Raw genomic sequence first — 15,577 nt, forward strand, 5'->3', positions numbered from 1 at the left:
GCGCGGCAGCCTATGGTTCGAGGACTTAAATGGCGATCAGCGAAAGCATCCAGCCCGGCGCGGTGGCCAAGAACGGCCGCGACATCTTCTTCGCGCTCGGCATCGTCATCATCCTGGCCGTGCTGTTCCTGCCGATCCCCGCCTTCCTCATCGACATCGGCCTCGCCTTCTCGATCGCGCTTTCGGTGCTGATCCTGATGGTCGCGCTGTGGATCCAGCGGCCGCTCGATTTCTCCTCGTTCCCGACCGTGCTGCTGATCGCCACGATGCTCAGGCTATCGCTCAACATCGCCACCACGCGCATGATCCTGTCGCATGGCAATGAGGGCACGCACGCCGCAGGATACGTGATTGCCGGTTTCTCCAAGCTGGTGATGGCCAGCGACTTCGTCATCGGCCTCATCGTCTTCATGATCCTGATCGTGGTGAACTTCATCGTCATCACCAAGGGTGCCACGCGTATCGCCGAGGTCGGCGCCCGCTTCACCCTCGACGCCATCCCCGGCAAGCAGATGTCGATCGACGCCGATCTCTCCGCCGGCATGATCGACGACAAGACCGCGCAGTTGCGCCGCCGCGAACTGGAAGAGGAATCCTCCTTCTTCGGCTCGATGGACGGCGCCTCGAAATTCGTGCGCGGCGACGCCATCGCCGGCCTCATCATCACCGCCATCAACATCGTCGGCGGCATCGCCATCGGCTACATCAGGCACGGCATGGGCATGGGCGAGGCCGCCGACGTGTTCATCAAGCTGTCGGTCGGCGACGGCCTGGTCACCCAGATTCCGGCGCTGATTGTCTCGCTCGCCGCCGGCCTGCTGGTTTCCAAGGGCGGCACCCGTGGCTCGACCAACCAGGCCGTGTTCGGCCAGCTGGGCGCCCATCCGCGCGCGCTTTACGTCGCGGCGGCGCTGCTGGTGCTGCTCGGCCTGATGCCCGGCCTGCCGCTGTTTCCATTCTTCGCGCTGGCTGGCGGCATGGCCGGCCTCGGCTACATCATTCCGCTGCGCGCCAACCGGGCAGTCGCCGAGGCCGAAGCACTGAAGGCCCAGGAGAAAGTGTCCAAGGCCGAGGAAGAGAAGAACTCGGTCAAGGCTTCGCTCGCCACCGCCGAGATCGAACTGCTGATCGGCAAGCAGCTGTCGACCCGCCTCCTGGTCTCGCATCAGGAGCTGGTCTTCCGCATGGCCAAGATGCGCAAGAAATTCGCCCAGCAATACGGCTTCGTCGTGCCGGAAGTGCGCGTTGCCGACGACTTCGCCATCCCGCCGAAGAGCTACCAGATCAAGGTGCACGGCACGGTGGTGGCCGAATATTCGATGCGCGTCGGTGAGATCATGGTGCTGCTCGGCAGCCGCGACGTGCCCGAAATACCCGGCGAGGAAATCCGCGAGCCGGCCTTCGGCATGCGCGCCTATTCCGTCATGGAAACCTTCGCCGAGGACTTGAAGCGCGAGAACTACACCTTCGCCGACAACATGTCGGTGCTGCTCACGCATCTTTCCGAAGTCATCCGCAACAACCTGCCGCAGCTCCTGTCCTACAAGGACATGAAGGCCCTGCTCGAACGCCAGGACCAGGAGTACCGCAAGCTCGCCGATGAGATCTGCACCACGCACATCTCCTATCCCGGCCTGCAGGCGGTGCTGAAGCTGCTGCTCGCCGAGCGCGTCTCGATCCGCAACCTGCACCTGATCATCGAGGCCATCGCCGAGATCGCGCCGCATGTGCGCCGCACCGAGCAGATCGTCGAACATGTGCGCATCCGCATGGCGCAGCAGATCTGCGGCGACCTTTCGGAAGGCGGCGTGCTCAAGGTGCTGCGCCTCGGCAACCGCTGGGACCTCGCCTTCCACCAAAGCCTCAAGCGCGACGCCAAGGGCGAGGTGCGCGAGTTCGACATCGATCCGCGCCAGCTCGAGGAATTCGGCCAGGACGCCACCAAGGCGATCAAGAAATTCCTCGAGGCCGGCGAGCGCTTCGTCCTTGTCACCGCCCCGGACGCCCGCCCCTATGTGCGCATGATCATCGAACGCCTGTTCACCACGCTGCCGGTGCTCTCTCACGTCGAAATCGCCAAGGGCGTCGAGATCAAGGTGCTCGGAACCATATCGTGAGCGTTCTCTCGCAGAGCGTCGTCATCGCGGCGTTCCTGGCCTTCTGCCGCATCGGCGCCTGCTTCATGCTGATGCCGGGCCTGTCCAGCGCCCGCGTGCCGGTCCAGGTCCGGCTGTTCGTGGCGGTCGCTGCCACTGGCGGCCTGCTCGCCTTCCTGTGGGACCGCATCATTCCCTTCGTCGATCCGCGCCCGCAGATCCTGGTGCCGATGATCATCTCGGAACTTCTGGTCGGCGGGCTGATCGGTGCCATGACCAGGCTCTACATGGAGGCGCTGCGCTTCATGGGCTCGGCCATCGCCATGCTGATCGGCTATGGCGGCTCGGGCGGACCGGCGATCGAGGAACCGGAACCGCAGGCCGCCCTTGCCGCGATCATCTCGTTCTCGGCGCTGCTGATGCTGTTCGTCTTCGATTTCGACCACGAGATCGTGCGCGCGCTGGTGGCATCCTATACGGTCGCGCCGGTCAACGTCTTCTTCAACCCCCAGGCGGCGCTCGTCGACATCACCGACACTGTGTCGGATACCTTCTTCCTGGTCATCCGCCTCGGCAGCCCGTTTGTCGCCTATGCCATTCTGGTCAATCTGACGATCGGCTTCGTCAACAAGCTGACCCCGCAGATCCCGATCTACTTCATCTCACAGCCCTTCGTCATCGCCGGCGGCATGATCATCTTCTATTTCGCCGTCGGCACCATGCTGTCGCTGTTCGTCGACGGCTTCGTCGACCTGACTCTGGCGAGGTGACATGAGCACGCGCAAGGACCGCCTGCGGAAACTGGTCAAGGTGCAGGAGCAGCTGAAGGCGCTGCACGAGACCCGCCACGCCACCTTCCTTGCCGCGGCAAACGCCGCCGAGGCCGAGGCCAGGGAATTGATCGGCCATTTCGACCAGGACAATTCCCTCTCCGGCCTGTTCCCCGATCTCTATCATCGCCGCATCGCGAAGGCGGTGCTACGCCAAGAGAAGAGCCTGGAGAGCGCCAGGCAGGAGGTCGGCCTTATCGCCACGGCAAATGCGCGCACCAATATGGTCGAGCGCGCCTACAAGGATGTGCGCAACCGCGACGAACGCGAACGCTCCGACCGCGAGCGGCTTGATTTGATCGCGCAGAAGCGGGGCGAGGAGTAGCTGAGGGAATTTGGCGAGGACCCGATTGTCCCCGGGCAACCGTCCTGGTTCGTCGAGCAAGGTTGCGTTTCGCATTTCCACCGGTGCGGTCTGCCGGCGCCGTTGCATCGGCGCGGACTCAGGTCAAAAATGCCCCCATGGAAGCAGTCCGATTTCCCAGGCTCACGACACCAAGGCTCGTGCTTCGGGCGCCGAGCGAAAGCGATATCCCGGCATGGTTCGCGCGCGCGACGGATGTCGAATCCGCCTCGCTGGCCGGCGATCCCGTTCCCGACGACATAGACGCGGGCGAGCGATGGTTCGCCCATTCGCGTCAGCGGTTCGCCGACGGCAAGGCGATCCAGTGGTCCATGGACCAAACAGGAGTATCGGACGCGATCGGAACGATAACCCTGTCCTTCGACGCAACCGGCGCCAGGGCAGCCGCATTAGGATTTGTGCTGGCGCGTGCGCATTGGGGGCACGGACTGGGCAGCGAGGCGGCGCGCGAAGTGCTGCGCTACGCCTTTGAAACCCTGGAGCTCGAACAGGTGACGGCAGAGGCGGCGACGCGCAATTTCGCGTCGCTGCGAATATTGGCGAAGCTCGGCTTCAAACATATCGAGAGCTTCATCGATGAGTCCGACGGCGAGCGCTGCGAACGTTTTGCGCTCGACGCAGGCAACGGATGTTCACTGCGGGCGGTCTAGGTCCGCAACGAAACATCCGCTTGCGGCTCGGCAACCTTCGGGGTTTCAGGGCTCGGATGAAACCGTGCGCCTTTCAGCCACAATTTCAGTGCCTCCCAGTGAATGCCGAAAATGATTTTCAAGGTCATCAGCGGAAACTTGATCAGGCATGCGCAAAGGTTCAGCGTGGCAAGCGGGCGCGCGCTTCCGGCAAAGGTCGCCGACAGCAATGGCTCGCCATTTTCAGTCTCATGGATGCGAAGCCTGACCGTCCTGCCGGGCGGCAGGATGCGAAAATGATAGCGCGCATCCATGCCGATGAAGGGCGAGACGTGAAAGAGCCTTGCTCTTGTCTGGCGCACCCCTCCGGGGCCGAGTTCGCCGCACATGATCGGCGCGACGTAGAAATGCCGCCCGCCGAAGGTATTGCGCACGGCATAGATCAAGGCGATCAGCGCGCCGGCCTCGTCGTAGCAGAAATAGACCGAGATCGGATTGAAGACGTAGCCGAAGATGCGGGGATAGGCGAGCAACAACACACGCGCCGCCGGCTTGCCAAGGCCTGCATCGGCAAGCAGCCTGTCGGCGAAAACCCGAAGGCTTTCGCCTGGGATCCCGACGTGGTCACTCTCACGGAAAGAGGCTGGGCAGGGCCGATTGACCCCCAGCAGCCATGTCATGCGGTCTAGTTCGGGTAGCCTGTCTATGTCGACCAGCAATGAGAACACGCGATAGACAAAGCGGTGGCCGAACGGCTTCAGCCGGGCATGCATGACCTCACCCGGATAGAGCACGCCCGCCGCCAGTGGCGGCGGACCATTTTGCTCCAGGGTGGTGACGCGTTGCTCCATAGCTCGCAAAAGGCCTTTATTCCGCAGCCATGAGCGCCTTGGGCGAAGCCTCCACGCCGCGCCGCCACGGCACTTCAGCACCAAGCGCAATCGCCGCGTTAAGGCCCGACCGTAAACCGTCTTCATGAAAGCCGTGGCCGGTCCATGCACCGGCGAAATAGGTGCCGCGCGCGCCCTGTATGTCATCGAGGCGGGCTTGCGCGGACAAGGCGCGAGCATCGTATTGGGGATGGTCGAACATCCATTCGCCGAAGACCAGTTCCGGCCGCGGCTCGACGACCGGATTGAGTGAAACGAAGAGCGGCTTTGCGGCATCGATCCCTTGCAGGCGGTTCATCCAGTAGGTGACCGACACCTCCGGTTCTGCACTGTCACAAGAGCAGCGCAGATAATTCCAGGCCGCCCAGGCGGCCCGCCGCTTCGGCATCAGGCGCGGATCTCTGTGCAGTACGACCCGGTTGGGCCGATACGGTATGGCTGACAGGATCGATTCTTCGACGCTCGACACATCGCCGAGCATGGCAAGTGCCTGGTCGCTGTGGCCGGCAATGATGACATTGTCGAAGCGCTCCGGCGTGTCATTGCCGGCCCAGACAGTAATGCCGAACGCATCGCGCACCATCGTCTTGACCGGCGATGACAGGCGCAAAGCCGACCCGAGGGGCGCCAAGAGTTTTTGCAGGTAGTTGCGGGAACCGCCGCTCACCGTGCGCCACATCGGCCGCGTATCATTGTCGATCAACCGATGGTTCTCGAAGAAGCTGATGAAGCTTGCGGCCGGATAGTCCAGCATTTTGGCGCGCGGAGTCGACCAGATCGCCGCCGCCATCGGCATGAGATAATTGTCGCGAAAACCCGCGGAGAAGCCGCGGGTGCGAAGATAATCTCCGATCGAGACGTTGCCCAAGGTGCCGGAGTCGCGCTCGGCGATGCACGCCTTGTTGAAGCGCAGGATTTCGCGCAGCATCCACAGGAAGCCGGGCGAAAAGACATTGCGCTTCTGGGCGAATATGGTGCGCAGCGTCGAGCCGCACCATTCGAGTTTGCCACCGTCGAGCGAAAGCGAAAAGCCCATGTCGCTCTCATGCGTGGCCACGCCAAGATGCGAAAACAGCGCGGTCAGATCCGGATAGGCCAGCTCATTGTAGACGATGAAGCCGGTGTCGACCGAAATCGGTGTGCCGTCATAGTCGATGTCGACTGTGGCTGTATGGCCGCCGGCGCGGTGGGATGCCTCGTAAAGAGTAACGTCTGCGCTCGCATGCAAAGCCCATGCGGCGGCAGCGCCGGAAATCCCTGAACCGATGACAGCGATTTTCTTCTTGCCGTCCGGACGACCACGACTGATAGGCACGATGTTCATCGAGAATCCTTGTTGGAAATCAATCCTGTAAGGCACTGGCAGCGCCCGGAGGTAACTTTGTAGATACGGGAGGATGCGGCGTGAGTTTCACTGTGAGGTCGAGCTATTTCATCGCGAGGTGAAGAGGTGCCGAACTGAACCGGTCGCTCGCAAGATCAGCGGGCGCGAGACCAGTTGACCGACTTGCAAACCAGCCCGCCAGCAACGCAGCCACGCGTGACCAGCCTCTGCCCGGCCACCTTGAGCTGGATCGCATAGGTCAGCGCGCGTTTTGCATCGAAGGCCTTGCCGGCCAGCGTGTCGGCGGACTTCGGCCGCAGCGTCATCACAAGCCTGTCGCCTACGGCTTCGCCGCCGCTGGTATCCCTGATCCAGACATTGGTCGCGCAGATGTTCGAGCCGCATGGAGCGATCCGGACCTTCGCATTGCCATCACCGCGATTCCACGTGCCGCTGGGGTCAGGCGCCGATGCCGCAAACGCCGATCCGCAGAGCGGGACGCAAAATACCAGAACTGCCGCCGCTGCCAGTCGGTTCATCATCACTCACCCTGTCATCTGTTTGCGAAGGTACGGTCGACAGGCAGAGTGAGTTTCGTCCCCTCGAAACTATCGCCGATAAAAACCGTTGCTGAACGACAGCCAACGCGAATTCGGGAGCGAAAATGATCAAGACCTACGGCATCGCCTATCTGACGACGGCGATCGTGTTCCTGTGTGTCGACGCCGTCTGGCTGTCGGTGATGGCCAGCCGGCTTTACAAGCCGTTGCTGGGGCCGATCCTGCTCGACAGTTTCGACGTCAAGGCGGCAGCACTTTTCTACATCATCTACATCGGCGGCGCGGTCTATTTCGCGGTGCAGCCAGCCTTGCAGACCGGATCGTGGGCGACCGCGGCGGTGCACGGCGCTGTGTTCGGCTTCTGCGCCTACGCCACCTACGATCTGACCAACCAGGCAACGCTGAGGAACTGGCCCGTCGCGGTCACCATCGCGGATATCTTTTGGGGAACCGTGCTCACCGCGATCGCGGCAACAGCGGGGTTTCTCGTCTGCAGTGCTCTGTCGCGAACGGCGTAGCGGCCGTCAGTGCTTGGCCGAGAGGCCAATCAGGTTCATCACGAGAAGACCGATGAAGGCTGTAAGCGTGCCGGCGCTAAGTGCGTTCATTTTCAGAAAACCCGCATATTCCTCGATCGAATAGAGGTGGATGGGTGCGCCGTAGCGCCCATGCAGGACCGTGAAGGCCAGCATACCGACGATCGCTATGGCGATCGCAATGATCCGTTCACTCGGTCGGAACAGCACGAAGCCGAGCAGCACGCAAGGGAGCAGAAAAACCTCCACGCCAGAGGCGACGCCGAACACCTTGGCGCTCAGCACCGTATTGCCTATCCCGGCGAGCGGCAGCAGCGCACGGCCGGCCCGGGCGTTGATGCGCCCAACAGCCGGCACCGCGAGGAAGAACGGCGTCGAGATGAATGTGTAGAAGGTCGGCGCAATATCGGGACCGACCGCCCAGTAGACATAGAGCGGATAGAAGGGCTGGTTCCACAGCACGACAAGCGCGACCAGATTGACGGTGGCAACGAGAGGATCGTCATTGGCGAAGTAGGCCTTCGCCGCCTGCCAGCCTGCCCCCAGCACTCCCGATCGGACCGGCGTTGCCAACCTACCTGGCCGCCCGCAGGCGATAGTGGCTGACGCCCCATTCCTCGCCGTTCGCATGTCCGAACAACCCGGCGGTCGCGAGGAAGAACAGACGCCAGCGCCGGCGCCAGATCAAGGCGTCCTTGCCGTAGACCTGAGCAAGGATGCGGTCGATCTCGGGCAGGTTGGTGTCGAGATTGGCAAGCCACTGGTTTGCGGTGCGCTGGTAGTTGCGCCCATTCCATCGCCATTCCTGCTCGACCTCGAACAGTGCTGGAAAATGCCGGATCAGTTCGTGGCTCGGCATGATGCCGCCCGTGAAGAAGTGCTGCGCGATCCAGTCGGACTTGTCGCGATGGTCGAAACGGTAGGACCGGCTCTTGTGGGTGAAGACATGGATGAAGAGCCGCCCTTCCCGCGTCAGCCAGGAATGCACGCGTTCGAGCAGCTTTTGCCAATTCGACATATGCTCGAACATCTCGACCGAAACGATCCGGTCGAATATGCCGTTCGGATGAAAGCTGTTCATGTCGGCGGTTATGACGCGGATGTTGGCGAAGCCCTTCTCCCGTGCCTGCGCTTCGATATATGCCCTTTGCGGTGCCGAGTTGGACACCGCGGTGATCCTGGCAGAAGGAAAACGCTCGCCCATGAACAGCGTCAGCGAACCCCAGCCGCAGCCGAGTTCCAGGATGTCCTGGCCATCGGCCAGACCAGCGTGCGCGACAGTCTCCTCCAGCGCAAGCAGCTCGGCCTGCGCCAAGGTCTCGTCACCACGCTGGTAGAGGCATGAGGAGTACTTGCGCCGCGGCCCGAGAACCAGGCCAAAGAAAGCCGGCGGCAATTCGTAATGCTGCTCGTTGGCAGCGTCTGTGTGCTCGGCAATCGGATGATCGGCCATGGCATGGACGAAGGCCTGCTCATGCTTGGCGGGGCTCTCCAGCAGGTTTCGGCGGGTGCGTCCGACCAGAAAATCAATCCCCGTCCGGGTCACGGGGTCAGGAAACCGGTTGCGTTCGACCGTGCGTATGGCGGATGCGATGAGGCTCATGACGGCTGACCTTTCGAAGTTTGTGGAGAGGTATGGCGGGGCGGACCTGGCCAGAATGCGTTGACGCGCGCCTGATAGGCACGGAACGTGTCGCCACGTGATTTCAGCATGTGCGCTTCGAGCGGCGGGATGCCGGACACATGGACCAGGAGCCAGTACATGAAGAGCGGGCCGGACACTGCCACCCAGCCCCATGCGTAGGCGCCGGTCAAATCCAGTGCGATCACGACATAGGCCAGCCAGCCGAACCACTCGAAGAAGTAGTTGGGATGGCGCGAAAGTCCCCAAAGCCCGGCGTCGCAGACTTTCCCTTTGTTGGCCGGGTTTTCGCGAAACCGTGCGAGCTGACGGTCGGCCACGCCTTCGCCAAGGATGGCAATCACCAAAATGACGATGCCTAGCCAGTCGCCGATTTTCAGTTGCGGTACCGGATTGCGGGCGGCTGCGAAGATCGAGAGTGAGAGCAGCAAGGCAGCACCGGCCTGCACTTGCAGAAACCAGAACAGCCGGCGCGGAAAATCCCCACCCCATTCGCTGCGCAGTTGCGCGTAACGCGGATCGTCACCACCGTTCAGGGTCCTGACGACTATATGCAGGCCAAGCCGGATCGACCAGATCGCCGCGAGCAGGGCGACGATCGCCGGCCTTGTCGACGCGTGCTGCCAGCCGGGCAATGGAACAATCGCCATTGCGATGCCGGCGGCGCCCACCGCAAACGACCAGATCGCATCCACCCAGCCGGACTTGCCGCTTCTAATCGCAACCACCCAGGCGACCGACATGGCGAGAAAAACGCAAATGCCGACACCGATAAACAAGATTGCAAACGTCACAATATGGCCCTGCACGATCACTGTGATCTGTTGGGTGAGTTACGGGTCGACACGGTGGCAAGTTTCTCGCGCCCTTGCAGTTTTGCCGGACGCGCATCGCGGCCGAACGGCAAAATGCAAACCGGCAAGCCTGCCACAAGCTTGTTGAGGCATGGTCTGGCCAAGGAAACCTGGCAAAAAGGCGGACCTTCTTGGCCATTTCTCCACCCAGCGACATCGTTATGGATGTCGCCCGAGCCGCGGAGCCAGCGGACATCGAGGCTGCCCGTGCCGCGCTGACGAAGCGTGCGGGCGGCGCTGCCGGCACATTCTCGGTCGACACCGCCGCGTCGGTCGATGCCGGCTCGATCCTGTCGCGCGCCACCGCCGAGCATGCGGCCGGAACCGATCCGGCCAAGAAATTCAAGAAGTTCGAGGCGATGGTCCTGCAAACCTTCATCCAGAACATGCTGCCCAAGGACACCGAGGGCGTCTACGGCACCGGTCTTGCCGGCGACATGTGGAAATCGCAGCTGGCCGAGCGCGTCGCCGACGTCATGGCCGAGCGCGGCGGCATCGGCATCGCCAAGTCGCTGCTCGCCGACCACTATCTCGACGGCAAGCGCAAGGTGCCGATCGGCCCGGTTTCAAATGGACCGGAAAAGACCGAGATCGATCAGCAAACCCGTCTGTCCACCTCGCTCGTCCAGGAATTGCAGCGCAAGGCCGCAAGGTCGATGACCGGCGACGAGACAACCATAAAAACAGACACGAAGATCTAGACTGGGAAACACCATGGCCGACTCTTCCGAATTCACCGCCAACCTGCCAGCGCGCACGACCGCGCCGGAGGCTCCGATCCCGTTCGCGCGGCCTGGAAATCTTGCCGCCATCATTGGCCGCATCGAGGAGGTGGTCGAGGAAGAGACCGCCGGCATCCGCAGCGATACCGGCTATGACCTCAAGGCCTCCAACGCCCGCAAGAGCCGCTATCTCTACGAACTGACCCGCGCCATGAAGGGCGGCAGCGAAGCCGAGTTCCTCGAACAGCACCGCGAGGGCCTGACCCGGCTGCGCCAGAAACTGGTGAAGAACGAGGCGGCGATCCTGGCGCATCTGAGCGCCGTCAACGAGGTCGCCAACCTGTTGCGCAGCGCCATCCAGCGCGCCGAAACCGACGGCACCTACTCCGCCGGCGAGTTCGGCCGGATGAAGGGCTAGAGCGAGGCCATGCCGGGCTCGAGTTCCGAATGATAAAGGTCATCGCCATCGCGGTCTGGGTCTGCGCCGCCACGCTCGGCGCGGTCTTCTATTCGTTCCAGGCCGCGGGCGACCGCGGCGTCGGCGAGAAACCCAAGCCGATGCTGGGTGGGCTGGATTACGTCAAGACCGACATCATTTCGGTGCCGCTGATCCACGATTCGAGGATCGACGGCTACTTCCTGGCCAAGCTCGTCTACACCGTCGAGCCGGAGCAGATAAAGAAACTGTCGATTCCGGCCGAGGCGCTGATCACCGACGAGGTCTACAGCTATCTCTACGCACACCCCCAGATCGACTTCGGCAAGAAGGAGGCGATAGACCTCGACGCCTTCCGCGCCGCGATCCGCGACACCGTCAACACCCGCGTCGGCTCAACCCTCGTGCATGAGGTTCTGATCGACCAGGTCAATTTCCTGAGCAAGGACGAGATCCGCGACAACTGGCTGCGCCGCCGGCAGGATGCCGGCACCACGGCGCCCGAGGCGGCCAAGCCGGCCAGCGCGCATTGAGCGGCACTGGCCGGCATGGCTGGTCCCGACACTTCACCCGGTGCGGCGATAGGAACCAGTCTCCGCAATCCGCGTTGACGTAAACGTCAATCCAAAGCTATATGCGCCAGCGACCATGATCGCGAAGTGCTGCGTGGGCTTCAGCCGGACCGAAATGCCCTGCGCGACAGATGCAACCAGACAGGGAGAACAGCGTGAGCGTTCAGGAGATTGCCGAGAAGATCAAGTCGCGCGTGGCCAGCAGCGGATTCGATCGTTCCGTGAAATTCGACACCGGCAGCGACGGCGTCATCGTCATCGACGGCGCGACCGTCTCGAACACCGATGCCCCGACCGACTGCACCATCAAGCTCTCGCTCGACGATCTCGACTCGCTGATCGCCGGTGATCTGAACCCGACCATGGCGTTCATGACCGGCAAGATCAAAGTCGAAGGCGACATGACCGTCGCCATGGCGCTCAGCCAGTTGATTGGCTGAGCCGACTCCATTGCAGCGATGGGCTCATGGCCCACGAAAAACGCCGCCTTTTTCAGGCGGCGTTTTGTTTTGAGCAGGCTTGGCGCTCAGGCCGCCATTGTCGGCGCCGGCGCCTTCAGCTTGCGGCCGGAAGCCTTCAGCGTGCCGTGCGCGCCGTCGAGCGCGCCGCCCACCAGCTCCAGCGCCAGAAGGCGGTGCCGCTCATAAGGTCCCGGCATGGCGAGCGAACCGGTCCTGGCGGCCGAGAAGCCGAAACGTCCATAGTAGGGCGCATCGCCAACCAGCAGGATCGCCGCGTGACCGAGACGCGCTGCTTCGGCCACGGCATGCCGCATGAGCGCCGAGCCGATGCCTGCATTCTTGAGCGACGGATCGACGGCGAGCGGGCCAAGCAGCAGCGCTGACGGACCGCCTTCGCCCAGCGCGACATCCCACAGCCGCACCGTGCCGACCACGCCGCCCGACGCATCGCGCGCGACGAAGGCCAGGCCTTCCGAGGGCCGACGGCCACGCCGCAGCTTCTCCGACGATTTTTTCCGCCGCATCGGCCCCATGGCACGATCGAGCAAGGCTTCGCGTGCCGCGACATCGGCAACGGTTTCGGCGACCATTATGAAGGCCGGCGCATGAGCTACGATTTCAACTGACATTTCCATTTCCGCAATCCCTGGCGAGCGGAGATCTGTTCCACAAGCGAGACCCGGGTGGACGACAAGCGCCCACCTGGGATGATCTGCACGGCTCTCAGCGCATTTTCAGGCGAAGTTGTGACCGGTTCGCCGTTCGAAAATGCGCTGAGAAAGCGCCGTCAGATCACGTAGGATCGGAGAGGCTCGAAGCCGTTGAACGCGACCGCCGAGTAGGTGGTCGTGTAGGCGCCGGTGCCCTCGATCAGCACCTCGTCGCCGATGGTCAGCGACAAGGGCAGCGGATATGGCGTCTTCTCGTACATCACATCGGCCGAATCGCAGGTCGGGCCAGCGAGCACGCAAGGCGCGGTCTCCGAGCCGTCATGGCGGGTGACGAGGGGATAGCGGATCGCTTCGTCCATGGTCTCGGCGAGGCCGCCGAATTTGCCGATGTCGAGGAACACCCAGCGCACATTGTCATTGTCCGCCTTCTTGGAGATCAGCACGACTTCCGACTTGATGACACCGGCATTGCCGACCATGCCGCGACCCGGCTCGATGATGGTCTCGGGCAGCGCGTTGCCGAAATGCTTGCGCAGCGCCGAGAAGATCGCCTGGCCGTAGGCCTGTGCCACCGGCACGTCCTTCAGGTAACGGGTCGGGAAACCGCCGCCCATATTGACCATCTTCAAGACGATGCCTTCCTCGGCGAGCGTGGCGAACACCTTCTTGGCGTCGGCCAGCGCGCGGTCCCAGGCGGTCAGGTCGGTCTGCTGCGAGCCGACGTGGAACGACACGCCATAGGCATCGAGGCCAAGGCCCTTGGCATGACGCAGCACGTCGACGGCCATGGCAGGCACGCAGCCGAACTTGCGCGACAGCGGCCACTCGGCGCCTTCGCCGTCGGTCAGCACACGGCAGAACACGCGCGCGCCGGGAGCGACGCGGGCGATCTTCTCGACCTCCTCGACGCAGTCGACCGCGAACAGGCGGATGCCGAGCTGGTAGGCGCGTGCGATGTCACGCTCCTTCTTGATGGTGTTGCCGAAGGAGATGCGGTCCGCGGGCGCACCCGCGTCCATCGCCATCTCGACTTCGGCAACGGAAGCGGTGTCGAAGGACGAGCCCATCGCAGCAAGGAGGCGCAGGATTTCCGGCGCCGGGTTTGCTTTCACCGCATAGTAGATCTTGGAATCGGGCAGCGCCTTCTCGAAGGCGCGGAAATTGTCGCGCACGACATCGAGGTCGACGACGAGGCAGGGGCCGGACGGACGTCGGGTGGCGAGGAAGTCGAGGATGCGCTGAGTAGCCATCGGGTTTCTCCATCACGCCTTTCGGCGCGCACAAGGGTGCGGACGCGGGCTGTCGGCCTCGCGAACACGCGGTCAAACAAAGGCGGGACGAAAATTCCATGGAACCAGCCGGTGGAGACCCCGGAACCATGAAACGCCGTCTCGCGGCGATGAACCTAGCCTTGCCCGGCTTCGGTTCGCTTTGTCTGCCTTGGCTTGGATTGGGAGAACCCCGTTCCGCACTGCCGGCAATGAAGGTGTGCCTCTTCAGTAACCCCGGTCTTTGGACAACCGGCAGAGAACCAGAAAGGCCCGCACCGTCGTTGCTTCAAGGTGTCCTCGGTCTGGCGGTTGGCCGCTAAACCGACTGGAGGGGTTAGCTCCAGTTACCTTACCGATTTCCCTCACCATTCGAGGATCGGCGGACACCCACAGGCACGTGCGACTTTGGGCAAGCGCGATATAGGAGCGAAGGGTTTCACAATCAATAAAAATCGTATCGCAGGTTGTAAAATTTCTGGCATCGAACAATGTTGGGAAAACCGTATCCGGATATCGAACGATGACAGGCACGCACGGCCCCTACAACGCCTTCCTCGATCTTCGCCAGATGCCGGTGGCGCACGCCGAACTCGGCCCGCTCGCCGGCCTGCGGCTGGCCGTCAAGGACATCTACGATGTTGCCGGCTACCGCACCGGCTGTGGCAATTTGCGGAAGTTCGCCGAGGGCCAGGCCGCCTCGCGCACGGCGCCCGCCGTGCAGACGATTCTCGAGGCCGGCGCGCGCTTCGCCGGCAAGACCCAGACCGACGAGCTTGCCTTCGCGCTGTTCGGCCAGAACGCGCATTTTCCGTTTCCGGTGAATCCCGCGGCCCCCGACCGCGTCACCGGCGGCTCCTCGTCGGGGTCGGCATCGGCGGTGGCGGGCAGGCTGGCCGACATTGCCACCGGCTCCGACACCGGCGGCTCGATCCGTGCGCCGGCGAGTTTTTGCGGGCTGATCGGGCTGCGCACCACGCATGGCCGCATTTCGCTCGATGGCACGATGAAGCTGGCGCCAAGCTTCGACACATTCGGCTGGTTCGCCGACGACATCGAGACCTATGAGACCGTCGGCAAACTACTGCTTGGCCGCGACCCGCACCAGCATTCGCTGGACCGCCCGCTGTCGCTCACCTGGCTGGACGAGATGGTGGCGCGCCCCGCGCTCGTCGAATATGCCAGGATGAAGGCACTGGCGGGCGCGGTTTTCGGTGCGCTGGCGACGCCGACGACGTACTTCTCTTCTTCCCCGGATGAACTCTATTGGTGCTTTCGCCGCCTGCAGGCCAAGGAAGCCTGGGGCGTGCATGGCGAATGGATCACCAGCGGCGAGCGCGACCTTGGCCCTGGCGTCGAGGAGCGTTTCGGCTTCGGCCGCGCCGTCGACGACCGGACAGCGCAGGCCGAGAAGGTGCGCCGGCTGACCTTTCGCGGCGAACTGACCGCCCTGCTCGGCAAGGACGGCTTCCTCATCCTGCCGACAGTGCCGGGCCCGGCGCCCTATGTCGACTCGACACCGGAGCAGTTCCAGGCCTATCGCGAGCGAGCCCTGCATCTTCTGTGCCTGGCCGGGCTCTCAGGCTTTCCACAGATCACCTTGCCCATCGGCTCTGTCGCCGGCGCACCGTTCGGCCTGTCGCTGCTTGGCCCTTCCGGCAGCGATGTTGCCCTGATACGGCTCGGCCGAAAACTTCTCGACGCAGCAAAAAGGGCCTGAAC

At 63.1% G+C, this 15,577-nt stretch carries 18 protein-coding genes; 10 read left to right on the forward strand and 8 right to left on the reverse strand.

The features are described 5' to 3' along the window. Nucleotides 1–29: 29 nt before the first annotated feature. The 4 genes from flhA (at nucleotide 30) to FJ977_RS12420 (ending at nucleotide 3,940) form a co-directional block, all read left to right on the forward strand. The gene (gene flhA / locus FJ977_RS12405) at nucleotides 30–2,117 is read left to right on the forward strand and encodes a flagellar biosynthesis protein FlhA (protein ID WP_140771776.1); all 2,088 of its coding nucleotides are present in this window, start codon (nucleotides 30–32) and stop codon (nucleotides 2,115–2,117) included. After that, a complete protein-coding gene (gene fliR / locus FJ977_RS12410) occupies nucleotides 2,114–2,866 on the forward strand; it encodes a flagellar biosynthetic protein FliR (RefSeq protein ID WP_140771778.1) in 753 nt (250 codons plus the stop codon). The genes flhA and fliR overlap by 4 nt, the downstream gene beginning before the upstream one ends. 1 nt (nucleotide 2,867) lies before the next feature. Further along, nucleotides 2,868–3,251: a hypothetical protein gene (locus FJ977_RS12415; RefSeq protein WP_140771780.1), complete on the forward strand. Its 384-nt coding sequence runs from the start codon at nucleotides 2,868–2,870 to the stop codon at nucleotides 3,249–3,251. Nucleotides 3,252–3,334: 83 nt separating this feature from the next. Beyond that, complete coding sequence (locus FJ977_RS12420; protein WP_246683027.1) at nucleotides 3,335–3,940, forward strand: GNAT family N-acetyltransferase; 606 nt, start codon at nucleotides 3,335–3,337, stop codon at nucleotides 3,938–3,940. Here FJ977_RS12420 and FJ977_RS12425 read toward each other — a convergent pair. The 3 genes from FJ977_RS12425 to FJ977_RS12435 all read right to left on the reverse strand — a co-directional run bounded on the left by FJ977_RS12425 (nucleotide 3,937) and on the right by FJ977_RS12435 (nucleotide 6,672). After that, entirely contained in the window at nucleotides 3,937–4,770 is an 834-nt protein-coding gene (locus FJ977_RS12425) for a DUF1365 domain-containing protein (protein ID WP_140771782.1), read from the reverse strand. The two genes, FJ977_RS12420 and FJ977_RS12425, sit on opposite strands and share 4 nt — an antisense overlap. Before the next feature lie 16 nt (nucleotides 4,771–4,786). Then, a complete protein-coding gene (locus tag FJ977_RS12430; protein ID WP_140771784.1) occupies nucleotides 4,787–6,133 on the reverse strand; it encodes an FAD-dependent oxidoreductase in 1,347 nt (448 codons plus the stop codon). A gap of 155 nt (nucleotides 6,134–6,288) precedes the next feature. Then, on the reverse strand, nucleotides 6,289–6,672 hold the full coding sequence (locus FJ977_RS12435; RefSeq protein ID WP_246683029.1) for a DUF2147 domain-containing protein: 384 nt from the start codon (nucleotides 6,670–6,672) through the stop codon (nucleotides 6,289–6,291). Nucleotides 6,673–6,800: 128 nt separating this feature from the next. On the opposite strand from FJ977_RS12435, the gene FJ977_RS12440 reads away from it, so the two are divergent. Next, entirely contained in the window at nucleotides 6,801–7,211 is a 411-nt protein-coding gene (locus FJ977_RS12440) for a DUF2177 family protein (RefSeq protein ID WP_181179857.1), read from the forward strand. A 6-nt stretch (nucleotides 7,212–7,217) separates the two neighbouring features. On the opposite strand, the gene FJ977_RS12445 is transcribed toward FJ977_RS12440, so the two are convergent. The 3 genes from FJ977_RS12445 to FJ977_RS12455 are packed head-to-tail and all read right to left on the reverse strand — an operon-like array spanning nucleotide 7,218 to nucleotide 9,614. Continuing rightward, a complete protein-coding gene (locus FJ977_RS12445; protein WP_246683036.1) occupies nucleotides 7,218–7,802 on the reverse strand; it encodes a hypothetical protein in 585 nt (194 codons plus the stop codon). A gap of 1 nt (nucleotide 7,803) precedes the next feature. Next, nucleotides 7,804–8,832, reverse strand: a complete 1,029-nt coding sequence (locus FJ977_RS12450; protein WP_140771790.1) for a cyclopropane-fatty-acyl-phospholipid synthase family protein — start codon at nucleotides 8,830–8,832, stop codon at nucleotides 7,804–7,806. Continuing rightward, nucleotides 8,829–9,614 (reverse strand): DUF1295 domain-containing protein, encoded by a 786-nt coding sequence (locus FJ977_RS12455; RefSeq protein ID WP_181179859.1) that lies wholly within the window; start codon nucleotides 9,612–9,614, stop codon nucleotides 8,829–8,831. Before FJ977_RS12455 ends, FJ977_RS12450 begins: the two co-directional genes overlap by 4 nt. A 242-nt stretch (nucleotides 9,615–9,856) precedes the next feature. Here FJ977_RS12455 and FJ977_RS12460 point away from each other — a divergent pair, with 242 nt between their 5' ends. The 4 genes from FJ977_RS12460 (at nucleotide 9,857) to FJ977_RS12475 (ending at nucleotide 11,895) form a co-directional block, all read left to right on the forward strand. After that, nucleotides 9,857–10,426 (forward strand): rod-binding protein, encoded by a 570-nt coding sequence (locus tag FJ977_RS12460; protein ID WP_181179797.1) that lies wholly within the window; start codon nucleotides 9,857–9,859, stop codon nucleotides 10,424–10,426. Nucleotides 10,427–10,439: 13 nt separating this feature from the next. After that, a complete protein-coding gene (locus FJ977_RS12465) occupies nucleotides 10,440–10,865 on the forward strand; it encodes a hypothetical protein (protein ID WP_140771791.1) in 426 nt (141 codons plus the stop codon). A 29-nt stretch (nucleotides 10,866–10,894) separates the two neighbouring features. Next, on the forward strand, nucleotides 10,895–11,416 hold the full coding sequence (locus FJ977_RS12470; protein ID WP_140771792.1) for a hypothetical protein: 522 nt from the start codon (nucleotides 10,895–10,897) through the stop codon (nucleotides 11,414–11,416). A gap of 194 nt (nucleotides 11,417–11,610) precedes the next feature. Continuing rightward, nucleotides 11,611–11,895, forward strand: coding sequence for an SCP2 sterol-binding domain-containing protein (locus FJ977_RS12475; RefSeq protein WP_013529756.1), 285 nt, complete (start codon nucleotides 11,611–11,613; stop codon nucleotides 11,893–11,895). Between the two features lie 86 nt (nucleotides 11,896–11,981). Here FJ977_RS12475 and FJ977_RS12480 read toward each other — a convergent pair whose 3' ends face one another. Both FJ977_RS12480 and odc2 read right to left on the reverse strand, forming a co-directional pair. Further along, nucleotides 11,982–12,551, reverse strand: coding sequence for an N-acetyltransferase (locus FJ977_RS12480; protein ID WP_140771793.1), 570 nt, complete (start codon nucleotides 12,549–12,551; stop codon nucleotides 11,982–11,984). Between the two features lie 152 nt (nucleotides 12,552–12,703). Continuing rightward, nucleotides 12,704–13,837: an ornithine/lysine decarboxylase gene (gene odc2, locus FJ977_RS12485; RefSeq protein ID WP_056578400.1), complete on the reverse strand. Its 1,134-nt coding sequence runs from the start codon at nucleotides 13,835–13,837 to the stop codon at nucleotides 12,704–12,706. 541 nt (nucleotides 13,838–14,378) lie between these two features. Here odc2 and FJ977_RS12490 point away from each other — a divergent pair. Continuing rightward, nucleotides 14,379–15,575, forward strand: a complete 1,197-nt coding sequence (locus tag FJ977_RS12490) for an amidase (protein ID WP_140771794.1) — start codon at nucleotides 14,379–14,381, stop codon at nucleotides 15,573–15,575. Nucleotides 15,576–15,577 lie beyond the last annotated feature (2 nt).

This window comes from Mesorhizobium sp. B2-1-3A, assembly GCF_006442655.1.
Taxonomy (GTDB): domain Bacteria; phylum Pseudomonadota; class Alphaproteobacteria; order Rhizobiales; family Rhizobiaceae; genus Mesorhizobium.

Excerpts from the sequence above, each read along its gene's own strand:
- flhA (WP_140771776.1), top strand. The coding sequence starts at position 30 with ATGGCGATCAGCGAAAGCATCCAGCCCGGCGCGGTGGCCAAGAACGGC.
- FJ977_RS12415 (WP_140771780.1), top strand. The coding sequence starts at position 2,868 with ATGAGCACGCGCAAGGACCGCCTGCGGAAACTGGTCAAGGTGCAGGAG.
- FJ977_RS12425 (WP_140771782.1), bottom strand. The coding sequence starts at position 4,770 with ATGGAGCAACGCGTCACCACCCTGGAGCAAAATGGTCCGCCGCCACTG.
- FJ977_RS12430 (WP_140771784.1), bottom strand. The coding sequence starts at position 6,133 with ATGAACATCGTGCCTATCAGTCGTGGTCGTCCGGACGGCAAGAAGAAA.
- FJ977_RS12435 (WP_246683029.1), bottom strand. The coding sequence starts at position 6,672 with ATGAACCGACTGGCAGCGGCGGCAGTTCTGGTATTTTGCGTCCCGCTC.
- FJ977_RS12450 (WP_140771790.1), bottom strand. The coding sequence starts at position 8,832 with ATGAGCCTCATCGCATCCGCCATACGCACGGTCGAACGCAACCGGTTT.
- FJ977_RS12455 (WP_181179859.1), bottom strand. The coding sequence starts at position 9,614 with ATGTCGGTCGCCTGGGTGGTTGCGATTAGAAGCGGCAAGTCCGGCTGG.
- FJ977_RS12465 (WP_140771791.1), top strand. The coding sequence starts at position 10,440 with ATGGCCGACTCTTCCGAATTCACCGCCAACCTGCCAGCGCGCACGACC.
- FJ977_RS12470 (WP_140771792.1), top strand. The coding sequence starts at position 10,895 with ATGATAAAGGTCATCGCCATCGCGGTCTGGGTCTGCGCCGCCACGCTC.
- FJ977_RS12480 (WP_140771793.1), bottom strand. The coding sequence starts at position 12,551 with ATGGAAATGTCAGTTGAAATCGTAGCTCATGCGCCGGCCTTCATAATG.
- odc2 (WP_056578400.1), bottom strand. The coding sequence starts at position 13,837 with ATGGCTACTCAGCGCATCCTCGACTTCCTCGCCACCCGACGTCCGTCC.
- FJ977_RS12490 (WP_140771794.1), top strand. The coding sequence starts at position 14,379 with ATGACAGGCACGCACGGCCCCTACAACGCCTTCCTCGATCTTCGCCAG.